Source organism: Enorma burkinafasonensis, from assembly GCF_902150035.1.
Lineage (GTDB): Bacteria > Actinomycetota > Coriobacteriia > Coriobacteriales > Coriobacteriaceae > Enorma > Enorma burkinafasonensis.
The window spans coordinates 1-17,076 of the sequence record NZ_LR597504.1 but is presented as its reverse complement, the minus strand read 5'-3'; the positions used below and the strand labels follow the sequence as shown (position 1 = coordinate 17,076).

The following is a 17,076-nucleotide window of genomic DNA, read 5'->3' as shown; positions in this document are numbered from 1 at the left end:
AAACGGGCGCGGCTCGTGGCATAATACTGGGCGTTCGCGTTTTGGAAGGCAGGTTTTCGTGAGCAGCATGCGTGCAGGTGAATCGATGGAGAGCCACGACGTCGCGGGCGGCCAGGCATATCTCTTCTTCGATATCGACGGGACCCTCATCTGGCACCGCCCCGATGTCGAGGTGGAGGAGACGGTCGCCAAGGCGCGGCCGACCGATGCGGTCTACGAGGCGTTCCGCACCCTCAAGGCGCAGGGGCACCATACGTTCATCAGCACCGGCCGCCCGCTCTGCATGGTGTCCGAGCCGCTGCGCGAGCTCGAGCCCACGGGCATCATCGCCTCGGGTGGCGCCTGCCTCTACCTCGAGGGTGAGGTCGTCCGCGACGAGGTCATCCCCGCCGACCTGCTTGCCCGCACCATCGAGCTGATCGCATCATGCGCTTCCAACGCGATGTTCGAGGGCACGCGCAACAGCGTCATGTTCACCGTCCCGGGCGGCACCGTCGAGTCGATCTACCCCGCGCCGCGCGCCACGGACGCCGAGGGCATGGCGCGCGTGAGCGACATGCGCTTCAACAAGATCTGTATCCCCGAGCGCGAGCTTGCGAAGCTCGCCCCTGTGCGCGACGAGCTCGATGCCCATTTCGACTTGTTCGATTTGGGCGGCGGCGCGTTCGAGATGACCCGCTGCGGCGTCGACAAGGGGTTCGGCGTGCGCGGCATCCTCGAGCACTACGACGCGGCCCCTTCCTGTGCCTTCGCGTTCGGGGACTCGGGCAACGACCTGCCCATGGCCGCCGCGGTCGATACCTTCGTCGCGATGGGCAATGCGCTCGACCCCGTGAAGGAGGCGGCCTCCTATGTGACCGGCCGCGTCGAGCACGATGGCGTGGTGGATGCCCTCAGGCACTTCGCGCTGATCTAGGCGCCACGCCGCAGCCGCCCGAGCGGCCCCTTGGGTTCGTTCACCGGCAGGCCCCTCGTTTGCCGGGCGTTTTCAATCCTCTGTATGGCGAATCGATCCTGTTGGAGCTATATCCACATCAATCGTCACGGTCGATGTGCATATAGCACCAACAGGATTTCTTTTTCATACACAGGATTGAAATGCCGCCGGCGCAGGGCGCGGAGGCAGCCGACGGGCGATCCAATTCTCTTTTTTATATTTATATATTCAGACGTCCCGGGCGCCCCAGCGCGCTCCGCTGAAGCCCGATCATGCGCCGTCTACCGATTGCCGTTTCGCGTGCGGCCCTCTGGCCCCGCCTGTTACCTTTCGGAAAGATGCTCGTTTGAGACATGTAAGGCCTGGTTCGGTTAGGGTTCCCCTACGGAGCGTCTCGTTCGTTTGGGGAGGACGGCAATGGGGCTCATAGTCGGATCCGCCGACGCGCGCGTCGAGCAGATGGCCCGCGAGGCCGAGGAGAAAGGGCTCTTCATCGTCGCCGCATCAAGGGCGGACCTGTACGCGATGGAGCGGAGGGTAGCCAAGGGGCTGATGGTCTCGCCGTGCAGGGGACTGTACATGCAGGCCGCCCGCCACAGCGAGCTGTCCCCGCGCGAGCGCTCCCTTGCTGCCATCCGAACGCTTGGAACCATGCACCCCCACTACGTGTTCTGCTCATATTCGGCAGCGCTCGTCTATGGACTTCAGGTTTCATACGCGCTGCTCAACGAGGTCCACGTCGCGGCGCGACGAAACCAGTGGCGCGGAGAGCACCGTGGACTGGTGCAATTCCATCTCGTGGAGGAGGACGTACCGGTTGCCGTGCAGGATCTGCGCGTGACCTCGCTGCTGAGGACCCTGCTCGACTGCATGTGCCAGGCGCCGTTCAGGTACGGTCTCGCCATCGTGGACTCGGCGCTTCATTGGCGGCTCGTATCCCGCGCGCAGCTCGAGGCCTATGTCGCCGTCTACGGAAAGGGCAGGATCGGGATCTCGACCGCGCGCAGGGTGCTCCGCTACTGCGACGGCAGGGCGGAGAACGGGGGCGAGTCGGTCGCGCGGGCTACGATCATCGACCTCGGCCTCATGATCCCCGAGCTTCAAGTCGAGGTCACAGACCCCATGAACCCCAACGTCTCGGCGCGGGTCGATATGTTCTGGCTGCTCCCCGACGGTCGCATAATCATCGGGGAGCTCGACGGCTTCGTGAAGTACCGGGATGGTTTCGCGGCGGGCGTCGACGAGGCGGTGCGGCGCCTTACTCGCGAGCGACGCCGCGAGGCGCACCTCAACCTGACGGGAGCTACGGTGGTGCGCTTCTCGTATGCCGAGGCGGAGGACCCCGAATACCTGTTCAAGCTGCTCACCCAGGCGGGCGTCCCGCTGGCCGGCTAGGTGCGCACGGCAGGCCGTGTCGGTGCGACGAGCGCACGTGACGAGGAGGTGTCGGCACGGCGAGGGCGCGTGACGAGGCGCCGTCGAAGGCGCGCCCGACATAAGAACAGGGGCCCGCATGGCTGGCATGCGAGCCCCTGGCGTCCGGACCTATGCGGGTGCCGTAGCTTGCGCTCGGCTACTCCAACTCGAAGGCGCCGGTGTAGAGCTGGTAGTACACGCCGCGCTTGGCGATGAGCTCGTCGTGGCTGCCGCGCTCGATGATGCGGCCGTGGTCGAGCACGATGATCGCGTCGGAGTTGCGCACGGTGGAGAGACGGTGCGCGATGACGAACGTGGTGCGCCCGTTCATGAGCGCGTCCATGCCCTTCTGCACGATCGCCTCGGTGCGCGTGTCGATCGACGAGGTCGCCTCGTCGAGGATCATGACCGGCGGGTCGGCCACCGCGGCGCGCGAGATCGAGAGCAGCTGGCGCTGGCCCTGGCTGAGGTTAGAGCCGTTGTCGGTGAGCATCGTCTGGTAGCCCTCGGGCAGGCGCTCGATGAAGCCGTGCGCTCCGGCGAGCTTCGCGGCGGCGATACACTCCTCGTCCGTGGCGTCGAGCCGGCCGTAGCGGATGTTGTCCATGACGGTGCCGGTGAACAGGTTCACGTCCTGGAGCACCATGCCGAGCGAGCGGCGCAGGTCGTCCTTCTTGATCTTGTTGATGTTGATGCCGTCGTAGCGGATCTTGCCGTCGGCGATGTCGTAGAAGCGGTTGATGAGGTTCGTGATCGTCGTCTTGCCCGCGCCGGTGGCGCCCACGAAGGCGATCTTCTGGCCGGGCTCGGCCCACACGCTCACGTCGTGGAGCACCGTGTGCCCGGGCTCGTAGCCGAAGTCGACGTGGTTCAGGCGCACGTCGCCCTTGAGCGGCACGAGCTCGACCGTGCCGTCGTGGTGCGGGTGCTTCCAGGCCCAGCGGCCGGTGTGCTGGCTCACGGGGACCTCGACGAGCTCGCCGTTCTCGATCTTGGTGTTGACGAGCGTCACGTAGCCCTCGTCGGTCTCGGGCTCCTCGTCCAGGAGCTCGAAGATGCGCTCGGCGCCGGCGAGGCCCATGATCACGGCGTTGATCTGCTGCGAGATCTGGCCGATCTGGCCCGCGAACTGCTTGGTCATGTTGAGGAACGGCACCGTGACCGCGATGGAGAACGCGAGGCCGGAGACCGAGAGGTTGGGCACGCCGAGCTCGATGAACACGCCGCCCACGACCGCGACCACCACGTACATGAGGTTGCCGAGGTTCATGAGGATGGGGCCGAGCGTGTTGGAGTACATGTTCGCCGCGCGGGCCGCCTGGAAGAGCGCCTCGTTGCGCACGTCGAAGTCCTCCTGCGCCGCGTCCTCGTGGCAGAAGACCTTCACGACGCGCTGGCCGTTCATGATCTCCTCGACATGGCCCTCGACGATGCCGATCTCGCGCTGCTGCGCCACGAAGTTCTTCGCGGAGCGGCCGCCGAGCTGCTTGGTCACATACGACATGAACAGCACGCCCGCCACGATGATGATGCACATCCACACGCTGTAGTACAGCATGACGCAGATCACGGAGATGCAGGTCACGATCGTGAGCGTGATGTTGGGCAGCGACTGGCCGATCATCTGGCGCAGCGCGTCGATGTCGTTGGTGTAGTGGCTCATGATGTCGCCGCGCTGGCGCGTGTCGAAGAAGCGGATGGGCAGGTCCTGCATGTGGTCGAAGACCTCCTCGCGGAACTTCTCGAGCGAGCCCTGCGTGACGACGGCCATGACGCGGTTCCACGTGAAGCTGAGCGTGAGCGACACGGCGTAGATGCAGATGAGGGTGATCACGATGCCGTGGATGGGACCGGCGGCGCTCGCCCAGTCACCCGACTCCCACGTGGCGGTCACGATCTCGAGGGCCCGCTGCATGAAGGTCGCGGGCAGGGCCGAGAGGATGGAGTTGACCACCAGGCAGCAGAAGACGAGCGGCAGGAGCTTGGGATAGAACGAGAACAGGGTGCGCAGCAGGCGGATGAGCGTCTTGCCGCGGGCGCCCGTGCGCCTGGCCGGCTGCTTGCTGCGCCCGGCGACGTTCTGGCGGTTGGCCTCGTACTGTTCGCGTGCGTTATTAGCGGACATCGGCGACACCTCCTTCCTGGGTTGCGGCATCTTGCGCGGGGGCCTCTGCGGGAGCGGCCTCCTCGCTCATGCGGTTCTGGCTCTCGTAGGTGTCGCGGTAGATGTCGCAGGTCTTCATGAGCTCATCGTGCGTGCCGAGCCCGGCGATGTGGCCGTTGTCGAGCACGAGGATGCGGTCGGCGTGCTCCACGGAGCTCGTGCGCTGCGCGATGATGATCTTGGTGGTCTCGGGCAGGTACTGTGCCAGACCCTCGCGGATGAGCGCGTCGGTCTTGGTGTCGACGGCGCTCGTCGAGTCGTCGAGGATGAGGACCTTCGGGTGCTTGAGCAGCGCGCGGGCGATGCACAGGCGCTGCTTCTGGCCACCGGAGACGTTCGTGCCGCCCTGCTCGATGTAGGTGTCGTACTTCTTGGGGAAGCCCTGGACGAACTCATCGGCCTGCGCGAGCTCGCAGACCTCCTTGATCTCGTCGTCGGTGGCGTCCTCCTTGCCCCAGCGCAGGTTCTCCTTGATGGTGCCCGAGAACAGCACGTTCTTCTGCAGCACCACGGCGACGTTGTTGCGCAGGTACTCGAGGTCGTAGTCGCGCACGTCCACGCCGCCGACCTTGAGGGAGCCCTCCGTCACGTCGTACAGGCGGCTGATGAGGTTCACGAGCGAGGTCTTGGCCGAACCGGTGCCGCCCATGATGCCGAGGGTCTCGCCGCTTGCGATGTGCAGGTCGATCTCGGCGAGCGCGCGGTGCTCGGCCTTCTCGGAGTACTTGAACGTCACGTTGTCGAAGTCGATCGAGCCGTCCTTCATGTAGGTGACCGGGTGCTCCGGGTTCTTGATGGTGGGCTCGGTCTCGATGACCTCGACGATGCGCTCGGCCGACTCCTGCGCCATGGTGATCATGGCGAAGACCATCGACACCATCATGAGGGCCATGAGGATCATGAAGCCGTAGGTGGTGAGGGCGCTCATCTGGCCGACGTTCATGAGGGTGCCGCGGCTCGTGATGATGAGGTAGCTGCCGAACTGGATGACCACGACGAACACCGTGTTCACGGAGAAGTTCATCATGGGGTTGTTGAGGGCGAGGATCTTCTCGGCACGGGTGAAGTCGGCGCACACGTCCTGCGCCGCGCGGCCGAACTTCTGCTTCTCGTACTCCTGGCGCACGTAGCTCTTCACGTCGCGCATGCCGGTGACGTTCTCCTCGATGGACTCGTTCAGGGCATCGTACTTGCGGAACACGGCACGGAAGATGGGGTGCACGGTGCGCACGACCTTGAAGAGGCCGAAGCCGAGCAGGGGCACGATGATCACGAACACGACGGCCAGGGGGCCTGCCATGATGAACGCCATGATGATGCCGCAGATGAGCAGCATCGGGCAGCGCACGGCGGTGCGGATGATCATCATGTAGGCGAGCTGCACGTTCGTGACGTCCGTGGTGAGGCGCGTCACGAGCGAGGAGCTCGAGAACTGGTCGATGTTGGCGAAGCTGAAGCGCTGCACCGCGGCGAAGACGTCGTGACGCAGGTTCTTCGCGAAGCCGCAGCTGGCCTGGCTACAGGTGATACCGGCGCCGATGCCGAAGGCCAGCGACGCGAGCGCCATGCACACGAGCACGCCGGCGTAGGGCATGAGCTCGCCGAGCGTCGCCCCGGCCTGGATCGTGTTGATGAGCCGTGCGGTCACGAACGGGATCGCGACCTCCATGACGACCTCGCCCAACACGATGATGGGCGTCGCGATGGCGGCCTTGCGGTACTCACGGATGCTCGCCATGAGCGTTTTGATCATGCAAGTTCCTCCCAACGGTTGCGGATCTTATCGAGGATGCCGGCGAGCTGCTCGCGCTCCTCGATGGTGAGGTTGTCGAACGCCTCCCGGCGGAAGCGGTCGCGGCCCTCCTGGTCGCGTGCGGCCTCCTCGAGGCCCTTCTCGGTGAGGCGGATGGTGAGCTGCCTGCGGTCCTCGGGGTTGCGCGTGCGCTCGATGAGGCCCGAGGTCTCGATCTTGGCGAGCACCTCCGACAGCGACCCCGGCTTGAGCTCGAAGTACGAGCCGAGCTCCTGCTGGGACATCTCGCCGCCGTGCTTGGCGATGAGGCAGATGATGGGCGCCTTGCCCGAGCGCCCGCCTCCATGGAAATGCAGGTAGTGCCCGCAGAACCCGAGGCCCGCGATCAGGCGCCGCGCCAGCAGGTCGCTCTCGTCGACCTCGGGCGCGCCCGCATCCGGCGTCTCGTCATGACCCTGCCTGTGCGAAGGGTCGTCGTCCCCGTGCATGCTCATGGAGCCCTCCTTCCCTATACGGTTGCGATTCGTGAACGTAAGCAGATTACTACGGTGGATCTCAGTGTCAAGGTACCGAACCATTAGGTTGCAAATGATTCACGGAACGGTGTCGGGAGGGCCGTGCGGTAAACCCGCAGGGTCGGCCGAATATACCGATAGATGAATCGACCGGAAAAATAATCAGGATTAGTTAAGGCCAAAATGTATCAAATCGGTAAATCTCCTGAGATGGTATGCACGTCCGGTGTATGATGCCGCATGTACGCGGAACTTTCTCGCATTAGGTTGCAAGGGGGAGGGGAATGGGTCCCCTCCGGTTGCGCGTACGGAAGGGGTTTGAACAACAGGAAGGAACAGCCATGGGAACCACCTCACGTGATTCGCAGGACGGACCTGCGCTATACACACGGCGCAGATTGCTGAAGCTCTCGGGCTTCATCGTAGGGATGGGAGGCATGGCCGTACTTCCCGGTTGCGGCCCCGCGGCGCCCGACGCGCGCGTGGGCATGGCCCCGGAAGCCACGGGCGGCGCATCTTCGGGCGTGCTCGGCGACGGCGTCACGCTCCGTGTCGGCATGGAGGCGGCATACGCGCCGTTCAACTGGCAGACCGCCGAGCCGAGCGAGTTCACCATCCCCATCGAGAACGTCTCGGGCGCCTACGCCGACGGCTACGACGTCCAGGTCGCCAAGGTCATCGCCGAGGCGCTCGACATGGAGCCCGTGGCGGTCAAGCTTGATTTCTCGGGCCTTATCGACGCCTTGAACAACGGTCAGATCGACATCGTCTGCGCGGGCATGTCGGTCACCGAGGAGCGCGCCAAGTCGGCCGACTTCTCCGATTCCTACCTCGATGACGACGTCGCCCTCATCGTGCGCGACGACTCGCCCTACGTGGGCGCGACCACGTTCGCCGACCTTAAGGGCGCCTACATCCTGGGGCAGGTGTCGACCATGTACGACGACGTGATCGAGCAGATCCCCGGCTGCGTGCACATGACGCCGGCGGACACGATCCCGCTCGTCGTGGAGAACCTTGCGAGCGGCTCGTGCGACGCCATCACCTATTCCGAGCTCAGTGTGCCCAAGCTCCTCGAGATGTACCCCAACTTCGTGCAGCTCGACATGACCGACCGCTTCGAGGGCACGCCCATGCCCGATAACGCCGCGATCGCCCTGGGCCAGCCGGAGATCCTCGAGCGCATCAACGACGCCATCGCCACGATCTCCGACGACGAGCGCCAGGAACTCTGGACGGCCTGCATGGACCGCCAGCCCGCCTAGGCCGGCCTTTTCGAACAAAGGGGTTTTCCATGACAACCACCGCTACCTCGAGACGGGGTCGCCTCGCGTCCTTCGTGCTCGATGATCACCGCTACGTCCTGCTCGCCACGAGCGCCGTCGCCTGCCTGGGCATGCTGCTCTCGAGCAGCCCGCGTCCCTGGTTCAGCTTCATGTACTACGCCTACCCGGTCGAGGTGGTCATGTACTGGCTGCTCGCCGCATGGGTCGGCCTGAGCGCTGTCGCCCTGGTCGTGAAGCTCTCGCTCCGCGATCGCTACGCCGAGCGCTCGCCCTTCACGCGGCCGCCGGTGCGCCGGCTCCTGCGCTGGGGGTCCTACCTCGTGTGGGCCATCACGGCGGTCCTCGTCGTCGACCGCATCGCGATGGGGCTCGCCTCCGCGTGGGCCGTCGCCACCACGGTCGAGAGCCGGCCCGCCGACGCGCTCCAGAGCATCCTCTACATGCTCTGGCACGGCCGCGACATGTTCCTCACGGGCATCGCGACCACCGTCGAGCTCGCCGTGCTCGGCACCGTGATCGCGTTCTTCCTCGCGCTCCTGCTCGTGTTCTGCCGCATCCAGACCGTGGACAGGCCCGATAACGACCTGGTCCGCTTTCTCAAGATCGTGGGCACCTGGTTCGCCAAGGTCTACAGCACCGTGATCCGCGGCACGCCGATGATGGTCCAGGCGGGCATCATCTACTACGGCGTGATCGGCGTCCTGCGCGGCTCCGGCATGGGGACGAGCGAGGTCAACGCGGTCTGGTCGGCCTTCACGGCGGGCCTCGTGACCATCTCCATCAACTCGACCGCCTACATGATGGAGGTGCTGCGCGGCGGCATCGAGTCGGTCGACGTGGGCCAGACCGAGGCGGCACGCTCGCTCGGCCTCTCCCAGTGGCAGGCCATGCGCAAGGTCGTGTTCCCGCAGGGCATCAAGTTCGCGATTCCCGGCCTCTCCAACGAGCTCGTCATCAACATCAAGGACTCGTCGGTGCTCTCGGTCATCGGCACCTTCGACCTCATGTTCGCGACGAACACCGTCGCGGGCATCTACTGGCAGCAGCTGCAGGCCAACATGATCGCCGCGGTTGCCTACCTGGTCCTCACCATGGTGGCGACATGGCTGCTCAACAAGCTGTCGCGCCGTCTGGGCGGGCGCGGGGCCGGGGTCACCGGCATGTCAGATTCCACGGTGAACACCGAGGCCGCCGCCGCGGCCGCCGACACGATGGGGGCGTAGAGCATGATGGATACGACGATGGAGCCCATGGTGCGCATCGAGGGCCTGCGCAAGTCGTTCGGGAGCCACGAGGTGCTGCGCAACATCGACCTTGAGGTCATGCCCGGCCAGGTGGTGACGGTGATCGGCCCCAGCGGTTCGGGCAAGTCGACGCTTCTGCGCTGCATCAACCTGCTCGAGACGCCCGACGCCGGGCACGTGTGGTTCCACGGCGAGGACCTCGCCGCGGCGCACGTGAACGTCAACAAGCTGCGCGAGAGCATCGGCATGGTGTTCCAGGGCTTCAACCTCTTCAACAACATGAACGTGCTCGACAACTGCACGCTCGCGCCCGTGACCCTGAAGAAGATGCAGAAGGACGAGGCGGAGCGCGTCGCCCGCGGCCATCTGGAGTCGGTGGGCCTCGCCGAGTTCGCCGACGCGTCGGTGAGCACGCTCTCGGGCGGGCAGAAGCAGCGTGTCGCCATCGCGCGGGCGCTCTGCATGAACCCCGACCTGATGCTCTTCGACGAGCCCACGAGCGCGCTCGACCCCGAGATCGTGGGCGAGGTGCTCGAGGTCATGCGCAACCTCGCGCGCGGCGGCATGACCATGGTGGTGGTCACGCACGAGATGTCGTTCGCGAAGAACGTCTCGGACGAGGTGGTCTTCATGGACGGGGGCGTGATCGCCGAGAAGGGCTCGCCGCAGAAGATGTTCACCGAGCCCGAGCACGCGCGCACCCGCGAGTTCCTTTCCCGGTACCTCGACGACTAGGCCGGGCGCCCGCGGGGCCCATCCGGCCCGGTCGCCGAGGCGTCGCGGGGCGCGGTGCCCCGGAGCGCTACGATGGGACATGCGGGCCCCGCCGCCCGCCGCAAGCCATACGTTCTAAGGAGTCCGCATGTCCACCACGACCATCTCCCGCGGGGGCCTCTCGGCCGCCATCGACCATCTCGGCGCCCAGCTCACAAGCCTCAGCCTGGACGGCAACGAGTACCTATGGCAGGCGGACCCGCGCTGGTGGGCCAAGCAGGCGCCGATCCTCTTCCCCATCGTGGGGTCCATCCGCGACGGCAAGGCCGTGTCCGCCGAGGGCCCGGTCGCGTTCGGCCGCCACGGCCTTGCGCGCGACTACGAGCACCGCGTGGTCGATGAGCGCGCCGACGCGGTGACCCTCGAGCTCACGGACTCCGCCGAGACGCGCGCCGCCTACCCGTACGCGTTCAAGCTCAACATGACCTATGCGCTCACCGGGCCGGCGAGCCTCACCCAGACCTTCCGCGTGGAGAACACCGGCGACGTGGTGCTGCCCTTCTCCGTGGGCGGACATCCCGCGTTCAACGTGCCGGCGCCGGGCACCGCCAACGAGCGCTTCGCCGACTACGAGCTCGCGTTCGAGGAGCCGTGGACGTGCATCGCGCCCAAGATCGCCGAGGGCGGCCTGCTCACCTACGACACCGCCGCCACGGTCATCGACGACGCCGACGTGCTGCCCATCACCCACGAGCTCTTCGCCGACGACGCCGTGATGCTCACCGACGTGCCGGGTAGCACGCTCACGCTGCGCAGCCGCGTCTCCGGCCACGGCGTGAAGATCGACTTCGCCGGCTTCAAGTACATCGGCATCTGGTCCGCCGCCGGCGACGCGCCGTTCGTCGCGCTCGAGCCCTGGACGGGTCACTCGACGCTCACGAGCGAGGACGACGTCTTCGAGCACAAGCGCGACATCACGCTGCTCGAGCCCGGCGCGGTGGACGAGCGCTCGTTCACGGTGACGCTGCTGTAGCGGCGCGCCCGGCAGGACGCCGCGGCGAGCTTTTGCGGGCTGGGCGCGAGCTCCGCTTTGCGCTTTGCTTTCCAAGTTAGGTGCAGTCCAAAACGCGTTGGGTGCAAACCCGCAGGGGAATTCGGAAACGCTGCCCGAGAATCCCCAGGGAGTTTGCACCCAACGTTGTTTTTGGTGCACTTAACGCTTTCCGTACTGCGACCGGCGCTACGAGAGCTCGGCGAGCAGCGCCTCGCAGCCGGCGAGCACATCGCGGTAGGTGGCGTCGAAGTCACCGGTGTACCAGGGGTCGGCCACGTCGCGCACGCGGCCGGCCCTATCGCGCGGGGCGGGGTCGAGCGCCCCGTCCCCGACGAACGAGAGCAGCTTGCGCACGCGCGCGCCGCCGTCGAGCCGCCATGCGGGGCTCCGGCGCAGGATGCGCTCCAGGTCGTCCATGTTCTCATCGTCCATCCCGATGATGAGGTCCCAGTCCGCGTACTCGTCCGCCTGGATCTGGCGGGCGCGATGGGGGACGACCGGCACCCCGCGCCGCCCGAGCTCCGCGACGGTCCCATGGTGCGGCGTGCAGCCGAGCGCCTCGCGCGTGGCGGCTGCGGAGTCGATCTCGAACTCGGCTTCGCGCCCGGCGCGGCGGACGAGTTCGGCCATGACGGACTGGGCCATGGTGGAGCGGCATATATTGCCATGGCAGACGAAGAGGATGCGGTGCATGGAATCCAAGCCTTTACTAATACTTAAGTTACCGGTAGCAAGTCGGCTCATATCATAGCCGTCTTCGGTAGGCGGGGAAACGGCGCCGCCACGGCCCGGTACGGGCGTCTCGATGTGTCGCGGGCGCGGGTGCCCGGCCGGGAATCGCCGCGCGCGTCTGAGGTGAACATGTGGGGAGATGCCCCGGCGGCGCCTTGCCGCTTGCCCGTCCCGCCGCTCCGGGTATGATTAAGTGCCGGAAGAAAGGACGCGCATGTATTCTCGGTTCGATATGCTCTAGCTGGGGGACACCCCGCCATCACCCGTCGAGCGGCACCGCGCCGCCCGGCCCCTCACCTGTCGAACCCGGCGCGCTGCGCCCCCAAGAGAAGGAACCATCATGCGCGACAAGCTAGAGAAACTCATCGCCGCCTACGAGGAGCTCGAGAAGAAGCTCTCCGACCCGTCCGTCGCCTCCGACATCAAGGAGTTCACGCGCCTTAACAAGGAGTACGCGCACCAGTCCGAACTCATCGCGAAGGCCCGCGAGTACCTGGGTGCCCTCGACGACATCGAGGCCGCTAAGGAGATGCTGCGCGAGGCGTCCGACGTCGACGAGAAGGAGCTGCTGCAGGCCGATATCTCCGAGAACGAGGCCAAGCTGCCCCAGCTCGAGGAGGACATCAAGTTCCTGCTCATCCCCGGCGACCCCATGGACGAGAAGAACACCATCGTCGAGATCCGTTCCGCCGCCGGCGGCGACGAGGCGGCCATCTTCGCGGGCGACCTGTTCAAGATGTACCAGCACTTCATCGAGGCCAAGGGCTGGAAGATGGAGGTGCTCGACTCGAGCCCGTCGGATGCCGGCGGCTTCAAGTCCATCGAGTTCAAGGTCTCGGGCGACAAGGTCTACTCCGTCATGAAGTACGAGAGCGGCGTGCACCGCGTGCAGCGCGTGCCCAAGACCGAGAGCCAGGGCCGCATCCAGACCTCGACGGCGACGGTCGCCGTGCTGCCCGAGGCCGACGAGATCGACATCCACATCGACCAGTCCGACCTGCGCATCGACACCTACTGCGCGTCCGGCCCCGGCGGCCAGTGCGTGAACACCACGTACTCCGCGGTGCGCATCACCCACCTGCCCACCAACACCGTGGTGCAGTCCCAGGAGCAGCGCTCGCAGATCCAGAACCGCGAGGTCTGCATGCAGATGCTGCGCGCCCGTCTGTACGAGATGGAGCTCGAGAAGCAGCAGGCGGAGCTCGGCGCCGAGCGCCAGAGCCAGATCGGCCACGGCAACCGCTCCGAGAAGATCCGCACCTACAACCAGCCGCAGGACCGCGTGACCGACCACCGTATCGGCTTCAACTCCACCTACAACGGCGTGCTTCTGGGCGATCAGCTGGGCACCGTGATCGACGCGCTCGCCGCCGCCGACCGCGCGGAGAAGCTCGCCCAGGCGGTCTAAGGGCCGGGCGCGGCGGGACCGCGCGCGATTTGTGGGATATTGACGAGTTTTGCCGCCGGCTCCCGCGGGCCGTGCGCACCGCATGCCACACAGCGGATGCCCTCACCTGCGCCGGCCAGATAGGGGGAAGCGCCCCGTTTGGTTTCGGAGAGGTCTGGGTCAGATGACGCGGCATTCCCGTTGGATGGGACCGCGACCATGGTGGCACGGAAGGCGCGCCCGCCAGCGCAGCGAGGAAGGGGCCGACATGGCTGACGAGACCTGGACGATCGAGCGGTGCATCAAGTGGACGGTCGAGTTCTTGGCGAGCAAGGGGGTGGAGCACCCCCGCGTCTCGGCGGACTGGCTCATGGGGGCGGCGACCGGCCTTGACCGCGTGGGCATATACACGAGCTTCGATAGGCCCCTCACGCCCGAGGAGCTCGCCTTCATGCACGATGGGGTCGTGCGCCGCGCCAAGGGCGAGCCGCTGCAGTACATCATCGGCGAGGCGCCCTTCAGGTCGCTCACGGTCGCCTGCGAGCCGGGCGTGCTGATCCCCCGCCCCGAGACCGAGATGCTCGTGGAGCTCGTGCTCGACCGCCTGGCGCGCACGATCCCGGATATGGCCAAGCCCGCGCGCGAGCGCACCGAGCTCCCGTGGAACGCCGAGGTCGAGCGGGCCCGCGAGGCCGAGCGCGCCGCCGCGGCGGCGGAGGCCGGGGCGGAGGGCGCCGCGGATGCCGGCGAAGACGTCGCCCCGGAGGGGGACGCGCCGGCCGCCCCGGATACGGACGATGCGCAATCCGTCGCGCAGGACGAGATGACCCGAGAGGACGACGCCATCGCCCCGGCCGAGGTCCGCGTGCTCGAGGTCGGTTGCGGAACGGGCTGCATCTCGCTCGCGCTCGCGTCCGAGCGCCCCGGGCGCGTCCGCTGCATCGCCACCGACATCAGCGAGCGGGCGGTCTCCCTCGCCGAGCGCAACCGTGCCCAGCTGGGCATCGACCCCGAAACGGTCGACTTCAGGCTCGGCGACCTCGTCGCGCCGGTGACCGCCGAGGAAGCGGGCACGTTCGACGCGCTCGTGTCCAACCCGCCCTACATCCCCACCTCGGTGATGGGCACGCTGCCCGATGAGGTGGGCAAGCACGAGCCCGACCTCGCGCTCGACGGGGGTGCCGACGGCCTCAACGTGTTCCGTCGCCTGCTCGCGGCGGCGCCCGCCATGCTCAAACCCGGGGCGCTTTTCGCCTGCGAGCTCTTCGAGGACTCCCTCGAGGCCGCCGCGGCGCTCTGCCGCCAGGCCGGTATGGATGAGGTCGAGATCATGCCCGACCTGACGGGCCGCTCGCGCTTCGTGCTGGCGCGCACGCCCGCGCGCCTGTAGCGCGCATCACGTTTCCGCCACACAACACCCCTTCCACCGGAGACATATCCCCGTCTGCGGCCTCGCCTGCCGCCGCGGGGCGAAAACGCCTGGAGCCGTGAGAGAATACTTCGAACGCTCAGCCATAGGGAACGGATTTTCGGAAGGGTGCGCCGCGCGCGATGCAGACGATATACCGCATAGGGGAGGGGATTCCCTCCGGCCTCGCGATACAGGAGGTCGCGCGCGAGCTCGCCGCGGGAGGCCTCGCGCTCATCCCGACCGAGACCGTCTACGGGCTCGCCGCCGCGGTCGGCCCCCTGGTCGACGGACAGGTTGAGATGGACGCCGCGCCCCGGGCCCCGCGCGTCAACGGCGCCGCCCTGCCCGCCCCCGCGACGGGCTACCGGCGGATCTTCACGGTGAAGCGGCGCGACCTCGCCCAGACCGTGCCGTGGCTCGTCGCAGACGCCTCGAGCCTCGATAGCTACGGCATCGACGTCGATCCCGCGACCCGTGCGCTCGCCGAGGCGTTCTGGCCTGGTGCGCTCACGCTCATCGTGCGCGCCAAGCCCTCCGTGCCCGCCTACATGCAGGCGGCCGACGGCACCGTCGCGCTCAGGGCATCGGCCTCGCCGGCGGTGCAGGCCCTCATCAGGGCGTGCGGCTGCCCGCTCGCCTGCACGAGCGCGAACACCCACGGGGCGCCGGCGCCCGCTGCCTTCGCCGATGTCGAGGAGGCGGTCTTGGACGGCGTCGACGTGGCCCTCGACGCGGGCGCGACCCCGTGCCGCGACGCCTCGACCATCGTGTCGTGCGTGGACGGGACGTTCAAGGTCATCCGCCGCGGCGCCCTACCGATCGAAGACCTCGAGCGCGTCGCGCGCTCCGCGCTCGCCGCCCAGACGCGACGCGCGCGGGATACCTACTAGAAAGCGGGAAACGATGGCGCTCTCCTTGAAGGACCTCAACCTGGTGGACAACGTGTACTCGTTCGGCGGGTCGTACATCATGGCGCTCGACAGCGGCACCACGTCGGTGCGCGCCGTCATCGTCGACGAGTACGGCTGCATCGTCGCGCAGTCGTCGCGCTCGCTCAAGTGCACCTACCCCGAGCCGGGCTGGGTCGAGCAGGACCCGATGGAGATCCTGGCCTCGCAGATCGCGGTCATGATGGAGGTCCAGTTCAAGAGCGGCATCCATTCCGACAGCATCGCCGCGGTGGGCATCTCCAACCAGCGCGAGACCACCATCGTCTGGGACCGCGACAGCGGCCAGCCCATCTACAACGCCATCGGCTGGCAGTGCCGCCGCACCGCCCCGCTCGCCCAGCGCCTCGTCGACGAGGGCTGCACCGACCTCATCCGCCAGAAGACCGGCCTCACGCCCGACGCCTACTTCTCGGCCACCAAGCTTGCCTGGATCCTCGACAACGTGAGCGGCGCCCGCGAGCTCGCCGAGGCGGGCCGCCTCATGTTCGGCACGGTCGACACCTGGCTCATCTACAACCTCACGGGCGGCGCGGTCTTCGCGACCGACTACACCAACGCGAGCCGCACGATGCTCTTCAACATCCATACCTGCACCTGGGACGACGAGCTGCTCGAGCTCCTCGACATCCCGCGGTGCATGCTGCCCGAGGTCCGGAGCAGCTCGTGCGAGTACGGCCGCATCTCGCACGAGGTCATGACGCACGCGCCGCTCATCGCCGGCGTGGCGGGCGACCAGCAGGCGTCGCTGTTCGGGCACTGCTGCTTCGATCCCGGCCAGGCCAAGAACACCTACGGCACCGGTTGCTTTTTGCTCATGAACACGGGCGACACCGTGGTCGAGTCGAGAAACGGCCTGGTCTCGACCATCGGCATCGCGGAGGGCGGCACGGTGAGCTACGCCCTCGAGGGGTCGATCTTCCACGCGGGGTCGGTCATCCAGTGGCTCCGCGACAAGCTGGGCATCATCTCGAAGGCGTCCGAGACCGCCGACATCGCGCGCTCGCGCGAGGATAACGGCGGCTGCTACCTGGTGCCGGCGTTCAGCGGCCTGGGCGCGCCGTGGTGGGACCCCACTGCGCAGGGGCTCATCTGCGGCCTCACGGGCGCCTCCGACCGCGCGAGTATCGTCCGTGCCGCCTGCGAGTCCATGGCGTACCAGAGCTTCGACGTGCTCCGCGCGATGGAGGCCGACGCCGGTGTGCGCCTCGAGGAGCTGAGCGTCGACGGGGGCGCCTCGCGCAACGACTTCATCATGCAGTTCCAGGCGGACCTGCTGGGGATCCCCGTCATCCAGTCCGCCTCGGTCGAGACGACGGCGCTCGGCGCCGCTTACCTCGCCGGCCTTGCCGTGGGCTTCTGGGAGGACCGCGAGGAGATCAGGCAGAACCGCGACGTCGCGAAGCGTTTCGAGCCGGCGATGGCCGACGAGTGCCGCGCGGCGTGCCTCGCCGGCTGGCATGCCGCCGTGGACCGCGCCCGCACGGTCCACGCGTAGGCCCGCTCGCCCCCGACC

14 protein-coding genes are annotated in these 17,076 nt (G+C 67.1%); 10 read left to right on the top strand and 4 right to left on the bottom strand.

The window, feature by feature from the left end; translation table 11 throughout:
* Positions 1 to 85: 85 nt before the first annotated feature.
* Positions 86 to 916: an HAD-IIB family hydrolase gene (locus tag FS885_RS03410; RefSeq protein ID WP_186365766.1), complete on the top strand. Its 831-nt coding sequence runs from the start codon at positions 86 to 88 to the stop codon at positions 914 to 916.
* Between the two features lie 438 nt (positions 917 to 1,354).
* Positions 1,355 to 2,332 (top strand): hypothetical protein, encoded by a 978-nt coding sequence (locus tag FS885_RS03405; RefSeq protein WP_144743608.1) that lies wholly within the window; start codon positions 1,355 to 1,357, stop codon positions 2,330 to 2,332.
* 178 nt (positions 2,333 to 2,510) lie between these two features.
* Here FS885_RS03405 and FS885_RS03400 read toward each other — a convergent pair whose 3' ends face one another.
* Genes FS885_RS03400 through FS885_RS03390 form a run of 3 tightly spaced genes read right to left on the bottom strand, consistent with a single transcriptional unit; the run spans position 2,511 to position 6,764 of the window.
* On the bottom strand, positions 2,511 to 4,478 hold the full coding sequence (locus tag FS885_RS03400; RefSeq protein ID WP_144743607.1) for an ABC transporter ATP-binding protein: 1,968 nt from the start codon (positions 4,476 to 4,478) through the stop codon (positions 2,511 to 2,513).
* Positions 4,468 to 6,270, bottom strand: a complete 1,803-nt coding sequence (locus FS885_RS03395) for an ABC transporter ATP-binding protein (protein WP_144743606.1) — start codon at positions 6,268 to 6,270, stop codon at positions 4,468 to 4,470. The genes FS885_RS03400 and FS885_RS03395 overlap by 11 nt, the downstream gene beginning before the upstream one ends.
* A complete protein-coding gene (locus tag FS885_RS03390; protein ID WP_144743605.1) occupies positions 6,267 to 6,764 on the bottom strand; it encodes a MarR family winged helix-turn-helix transcriptional regulator in 498 nt (165 codons plus the stop codon). The genes FS885_RS03395 and FS885_RS03390 overlap by 4 nt, the downstream gene beginning before the upstream one ends.
* 458 nt (positions 6,765 to 7,222) lie before the next feature.
* On the opposite strand from FS885_RS03390, the gene FS885_RS03380 reads away from it, so the two are divergent.
* The 4 genes from FS885_RS03380 (at position 7,223) to FS885_RS03365 (ending at position 11,062) form a co-directional block, all read left to right on the top strand.
* A complete protein-coding gene (locus tag FS885_RS03380) occupies positions 7,223 to 8,050 on the top strand; it encodes a transporter substrate-binding domain-containing protein (RefSeq protein WP_144743604.1) in 828 nt (275 codons plus the stop codon).
* Between the two features lie 29 nt (positions 8,051 to 8,079).
* The gene (locus FS885_RS03375) at positions 8,080 to 9,294 is read left to right on the top strand and encodes an amino acid ABC transporter permease (RefSeq protein WP_144743603.1); all 1,215 of its coding nucleotides are present in this window, start codon (positions 8,080 to 8,082) and stop codon (positions 9,292 to 9,294) included.
* A 3-nt stretch (positions 9,295 to 9,297) separates the two neighbouring features.
* Positions 9,298 to 10,050, top strand: coding sequence for an amino acid ABC transporter ATP-binding protein (locus tag FS885_RS03370; protein WP_281281376.1), 753 nt, complete (start codon positions 9,298 to 9,300; stop codon positions 10,048 to 10,050).
* A 127-nt stretch (positions 10,051 to 10,177) separates the two neighbouring features.
* Positions 10,178 to 11,062, top strand: coding sequence for an aldose 1-epimerase family protein (locus FS885_RS03365; protein ID WP_144743602.1), 885 nt, complete (start codon positions 10,178 to 10,180; stop codon positions 11,060 to 11,062).
* A gap of 207 nt (positions 11,063 to 11,269) precedes the next feature.
* Here the strand turns inward: FS885_RS03365 and FS885_RS03360 are convergent, their stop codons facing one another.
* Positions 11,270 to 11,776, bottom strand: a complete 507-nt coding sequence (locus FS885_RS03360) for a low molecular weight protein-tyrosine-phosphatase (RefSeq protein ID WP_144743601.1) — start codon at positions 11,774 to 11,776, stop codon at positions 11,270 to 11,272.
* Between the two features lie 379 nt (positions 11,777 to 12,155).
* Between FS885_RS03360 and prfA the strand changes: the two genes are divergently transcribed.
* The 4 genes from prfA (at position 12,156) to glpK (ending at position 17,058) form a co-directional block, all read left to right on the top strand.
* Positions 12,156 to 13,223 carry a peptide chain release factor 1 gene (prfA, locus tag FS885_RS03355; protein ID WP_144743600.1) on the top strand — a complete coding sequence of 356 codons (1,068 nt, stop codon included), beginning with the start codon at positions 12,156 to 12,158 and terminating at the stop codon, positions 13,221 to 13,223.
* A gap of 247 nt (positions 13,224 to 13,470) precedes the next feature.
* A complete protein-coding gene (locus FS885_RS03350) occupies positions 13,471 to 14,592 on the top strand; it encodes a N5-glutamine methyltransferase family protein (protein WP_144743599.1) in 1,122 nt (373 codons plus the stop codon).
* Between the two features lie 161 nt (positions 14,593 to 14,753).
* Complete coding sequence (locus FS885_RS03345; protein ID WP_144743598.1) at positions 14,754 to 15,503, top strand: L-threonylcarbamoyladenylate synthase; 750 nt, start codon at positions 14,754 to 14,756, stop codon at positions 15,501 to 15,503.
* A 13-nt stretch (positions 15,504 to 15,516) separates the two neighbouring features.
* The gene (glpK, locus tag FS885_RS03340; RefSeq protein ID WP_144743597.1) at positions 15,517 to 17,058 is read left to right on the top strand and encodes a glycerol kinase GlpK; all 1,542 of its coding nucleotides are present in this window, start codon (positions 15,517 to 15,519) and stop codon (positions 17,056 to 17,058) included.
* Positions 17,059 to 17,076 lie beyond the last annotated feature (18 nt).

Bases quoted from the DNA above. Each gene is read 5' to 3' on its own strand.
- FS885_RS03410 (WP_186365766.1), top strand. From the start codon at position 86: ATGGAGAGCCACGACGTCGCGGGCGGCCAGGCATATCTCTTCTTCGAT.
- FS885_RS03405 (WP_144743608.1), top strand. From the start codon at position 1,355: ATGGGGCTCATAGTCGGATCCGCCGACGCGCGCGTCGAGCAGATGGCC.
- FS885_RS03400 (WP_144743607.1), bottom strand. From the start codon at position 4,478: ATGTCCGCTAATAACGCACGCGAACAGTACGAGGCCAACCGCCAGAAC.
- FS885_RS03395 (WP_144743606.1), bottom strand. From the start codon at position 6,270: ATGATCAAAACGCTCATGGCGAGCATCCGTGAGTACCGCAAGGCCGCC.
- FS885_RS03390 (WP_144743605.1), bottom strand. From the start codon at position 6,764: ATGAGCATGCACGGGGACGACGACCCTTCGCACAGGCAGGGTCATGAC.
- FS885_RS03380 (WP_144743604.1), top strand. From the start codon at position 7,223: ATGGCCGTACTTCCCGGTTGCGGCCCCGCGGCGCCCGACGCGCGCGTG.
- FS885_RS03375 (WP_144743603.1), top strand. From the start codon at position 8,080: ATGACAACCACCGCTACCTCGAGACGGGGTCGCCTCGCGTCCTTCGTG.
- FS885_RS03370 (WP_281281376.1), top strand. From the start codon at position 9,298: ATGATGGATACGACGATGGAGCCCATGGTGCGCATCGAGGGCCTGCGC.
- FS885_RS03365 (WP_144743602.1), top strand. From the start codon at position 10,178: ATGTCCACCACGACCATCTCCCGCGGGGGCCTCTCGGCCGCCATCGAC.
- FS885_RS03360 (WP_144743601.1), bottom strand. From the start codon at position 11,776: ATGCACCGCATCCTCTTCGTCTGCCATGGCAATATATGCCGCTCCACC.
- prfA (WP_144743600.1), top strand. From the start codon at position 12,156: ATGCGCGACAAGCTAGAGAAACTCATCGCCGCCTACGAGGAGCTCGAG.
- FS885_RS03350 (WP_144743599.1), top strand. From the start codon at position 13,471: ATGGCTGACGAGACCTGGACGATCGAGCGGTGCATCAAGTGGACGGTC.
- FS885_RS03345 (WP_144743598.1), top strand. From the start codon at position 14,754: ATGCAGACGATATACCGCATAGGGGAGGGGATTCCCTCCGGCCTCGCG.
- glpK (WP_144743597.1), top strand. From the start codon at position 15,517: ATGGCGCTCTCCTTGAAGGACCTCAACCTGGTGGACAACGTGTACTCG.